The organism is Phytoactinopolyspora endophytica (assembly GCF_004138495.1).
GTDB lineage: Bacteria > Actinomycetota > Actinomycetes > Jiangellales > Jiangellaceae > Phytoactinopolyspora > Phytoactinopolyspora endophytica.
The window spans coordinates 88,516-92,571 of the sequence record NZ_ML142867.1 but is presented as its reverse complement, the minus strand read 5'-3'; the positions used below and the strand labels follow the sequence as shown (position 1 = coordinate 92,571).

The window sequence follows — 4,056 nt, the reverse complement described above, 5'->3', positions numbered from 1 at the left end:
GTCGCGAACATGTCGGCCCAGGTGCGTGGACGGATGATCGACGAGCTCAACCGCGACTACGTGCGCACGCTGCGCACGCGCGGCATCTCGTCGCGGTCGATCGTCCTCAAGCATGCGCTCCGCAACGCCGGCAGTCCGGCGCTCACCGTGATGTCGCTGGAGTTCATCCAGATGTTCGGTGCGGCGCTCATCATCGAGAACGTGTTCGCGCTCCCTGGGTTCGGCAGCTACGCGTTCAACGCCTCCCTGCAGGGTGATATCCCCGTCATCCTCGGCATCTCCGTGTTCGGCGTAGTCCTCGTCACGGTCGTGAACCTCGTCACCGACATCGCCAACGGCTGGCTGAACCCGAAAGCGAGAGTCCATTGAGCACCTCCGACGACCCCACGACGCATGCCGTCGAAACGCCCAGCACCGAGGCGATCGTCACCGCGAAGGCGAACGCCTCCGCGCGCACGCCCATGTGGAAGAAGGTCCTGCGCGACCCACAGGCGGCGATCACGATCGGCGTTCTCGCCGCGATCTTCCTCGTGGGTGCTCTGACTCCGCTCATCGCGCCACACGGACCGAACGACGCCGACTTGAGCATGGTCAACGCGCCTTTCGGAACACCGGGCTACATCCTCGGCGCCGATGAGTCCGGGCGTGACATCTTCAGCCGTCTTCTTCACTCCATCAACACGGCGGCGATCTCCGCACTCATCGGAACGAGCGTCGCACTCGCCGTCGGCGTCACAGCGGGCCTCGTCGGCGGGTACTTCAATCGCGCCACACAGTCGATCACGGAGTGGATCTTCGCCCTCCTCATGACGCTGCCCGGTGTGCTGTTGCTCATCATCCTCATGCCCGTCACGGGGGGTGACTACCGCGCCACGATGTTCATCTTCGGCTTCCTGCTCGCGCCGGGCATCTACCGCATCGTGCGTAACCTCGTGCTTGGAGTGAAGAACGAGTTGTACGTCGACGCCGCGCGGGTGTCGGGTCTGGGGAACATCCGCATCCTCGGGCGCCACGTGCTCTCCATCGTCCGCGGCCCCATCATCATCGCCACCGCCTTCATGGCCGGGTCAGCCATCGCCGTGCAGTCGGGCCTCGCCTTCCTGGGCGTCGGGTCGCTCGAGATCCCGAGCTTCGGCGCGATGATCTCCTCCGGCTTCCGAAACTTCTACGTCTCGCCGACCCAGTTCCTCTGGCCGAGCCTGCTCCTGGGTGTCATCACGGCATCGCTGGTGCTGCTCGGGAACGCGCTGCGAGACACGCTCGAGGGATCGAAACCGAAGGCGACGAAGGTCGACGCCGGCCAGCGCGTCGTGGCGGACGTTGAGCGCGACGGCTCGACCGACGCGAACGCGCTGCTCGTGATCCGCGATCTCGGCATCGCCTATCCGGGCGTCGACGGCGAGCTCAACGAGGTGGTGCGCGGGGTGAACCTGTCCCTTGCGGCGGGAGGCTTCCTCGGGCTCGTCGGCGAATCAGGATCCGGGAAATCTCAGACGGCATTCTCGACGCTCGGCGTCCTCCCGCACGAGGCGGTCATCACGAGCGGGTCGATCCGCTTCGACGGGCGCGAGCTCCTCGGGCTCGACGACAAGGCGATGGCTGCTCTGCGTGGCAGCGCGATCGCATACATCCCCCAGGAGCCGATGTCGAATCTCGACCCGTCCTTCCGCGTCGGCTCGCAGCTTGTCGAGGGCCTGCGCGCGGCGACCGGTATGCCGAGAAAGGAAGCGAAGGAGCGCGTGATCGCCCTGCTCGACAGATGCGGCATCGTCGATCCGCAGCGCACCTTCGACGCGTATCCGCACGAGATCTCGGGCGGTATGGCGCAGCGCGTGCTCATCACAGGAGCCGTCGCGAGCCGGCCCAAGCTCCTCATCGCCGACGAGCCGACGACCGCGCTCGACGTGACCGTGCAGGCCGAGATTCTCGATCTCCTGCGTGATCTGCAGGATGAACTCGGCATGGCCGTGCTCCTGGTCACGCACAATTTCGGGGTCGTCGCCGACATCTGCGATCGGATCGCTGTCATGAACAAGGGCGAGATCGTCGAGATCGGGGCGGCCGAGGAGATCTTCGGAGCCCCGCAGCACGAGTACACGCGCATGCTGCTCGGCTCGATCCTCGATGAGAACGCGGTGCGCACCGATCCGGCCGCTGCTGCCAAGGGAGGCGCATCATGAGTCTGCTGGAAGTCGAAGAACTCCGCGTGAGCTATCCGGGCAAGGGCTTCCGCGCGAAGCCCGTCGAGGTCCTGCACGGTATCTCTCTCGATGTCGGTCACGGCGAGACCCTCGGCTTGGTGGGCGAGTCAGGGTCCGGCAAGACCACCATCGGCCGTGCGGTGCTCGGGCTCGTCCGCCCGTCGGGAGGATCCATCCGCTTCGCGGGCCAGGAGATCAGCGGCCTGCACGGACGAGCCCGGCGTGGCGTCGCGAGCCATATCCAGGTCGTGTTCCAGGATCCCTACACGTCCCTGAACCCGTCGATGACGATCGGCGACATCCTCGCGGAACCGCTCGTCGTCCACGGCGCGACGGGCCGCGATGCCCGCTCCCGCGTGCGCACGCTTCTCGACCAGGTCGGCCTGCCTACTGATGCCATCGACCGCCTGCCGCGCGAGTTCTCGGGCGGACAGCGCCAGCGCGTCGCGATTGCGCGGGCGTTTGCCCCGGGCCCGAAGGTCATCGTGTGCGACGAGCCGGTGTCGGCCCTCGACCTGTCGACGCAGGCGCTGGTGCTCGATCTGTTCGTCGACATCCAGCGGGAGACCGGCGTCTCGTACCTGTTCGTCTCGCACGATCTGGGCGTCGTCCGACACATCAGCCACCGAGTCGCCGTCCTTTATCGCGGGGATCTCGTGGAGACCGGCGACGCCGCGACCGTGACGTCAACGCCCGAGCACCCATACACCGAGCGACTCCTGCTCGCCTCGCCGGTCGCGGATCCGGCGCGGCAGCGCGAGAAGCGCGAGAAGCGGAAACAGCTGCTCGCTGCGGACACATGACACAACGGAAGGCGGTACCTACGATGACCGAGTTCCCCCCTGACTTCCTCTGGGGAGCCTCGACGTCCGGTCACCAGATCGAAGGCAGCAACGTCAACAGCGACTGGTGGGCCAAGGAGCAGCGGACTCCGGGCATGGAACTCTCGCTCGACGCATGCGACAGCTACCATCGCTATCGCGAGGATATCGCGCTCCTCGCGGACGCGGGCCTCGACACCTATCGGTTCGGCCTCGAGTGGTCGCGCATCGAGCCGATCCCGGGGCACGTCTCGCGGGCCGCGCTCGCGCACTATCGGCGCGTCATCGACGCGTGTATAGAGCACGGTGTCATGCCGGTTGTGACACTGCAGCACTTCACGACGCCCCAGTGGTTCGCCGAGGCAGGAGGATGGACCGCGCCGGATGCGTCGGACCGATTCGTGCGGTACGTGGCTGAGACGACGCGCATTCTCGACGGCGTCGAGTGGGTCGCGACGATGAACGAGCCGAACATGCAGGCGGCCATCATGACGGCGATGAAGCGGATGTCCGCCGGCGCGGACGGTGAGTGGACGAGCCCGACCGTCGAGCGTGAGCAGTCCGAGGAAGAGCGAGAGCGCAACGCTCGCAACTTCCTGGCCTACGCGGATCCCGAGATCGGCCGCATGTTCGTCGGCATCCACCACGCGGCGCGCGACGTGCTGCGCGAGCACACCGACGCGAAGGTCGGCTGGACGGTCGCCGCCGGTGCGCTCACGGCAGCTCCGGGCGGCGAGGAGAAGCTCATCGAGGTGCGGTATGGCAAGGAGGACGTGTTCTGGGAGGGTAGCCGCGGCGACGACTGGGCAGGCGTACAGGCGTACTCCAGCCAAGAGGTCGACGCTCGCGGTCCCGTGCCGCATCCGCCGCACCCCGACAACACCCTCGTCGGCACGGCGTACCGACCGGATTCGCTAGGGATCGCCGTGCGCCACGCCCACGAGGTGACGGGTGGTGTGCCGATCCTCGTCACCGAGAACGGCATCGCCACGAGCGACGACGAGCAGCGGATCCGCTACACGCGCGAGGCGCTC

Annotated in this window: 4 protein-coding genes; all 4 read left to right on the top strand. The window is 66.9% G+C overall.

Going from position 1 to position 4,056, the window contains the following annotated elements; all coding sequences use genetic code 11:
- On the top strand, nt 1–369 hold a 369-nt coding region (locus ELR45_RS39375), incomplete at its 5' end, for an ABC transporter permease subunit (RefSeq protein WP_205857414.1).
- Nucleotides 366–2,180 carry a dipeptide/oligopeptide/nickel ABC transporter permease/ATP-binding protein gene (locus ELR45_RS28135; protein ID WP_205857413.1) on the top strand — a complete coding sequence of 605 codons (1,815 nt, stop codon included), beginning with the start codon at nt 366–368 and terminating at the stop codon, nt 2,178–2,180. The genes ELR45_RS39375 and ELR45_RS28135, both read left to right, overlap by 4 nt.
- Entirely contained in the window at nt 2,177–3,004 is an 828-nt protein-coding gene (locus tag ELR45_RS28130) for an ATP-binding cassette domain-containing protein (protein ID WP_129669277.1), read from the top strand. The genes ELR45_RS28135 and ELR45_RS28130 overlap by 4 nt, the downstream gene beginning before the upstream one ends.
- Nucleotides 3,005–3,027: 23 nt before the next feature.
- On the top strand, nt 3,028–4,056 hold a 1,029-nt coding region (locus tag ELR45_RS28125; protein ID WP_205857412.1), incomplete at its 3' end, for a family 1 glycosylhydrolase.

Coding starts and splice junctions, on each gene's coding strand:
- ELR45_RS28130 (WP_129669277.1), top strand. CDS start 2,177: ATGAGTCTGCTGGAAGTCGAAGAACTCCGCGTGAGCTATCCGGGCAAG.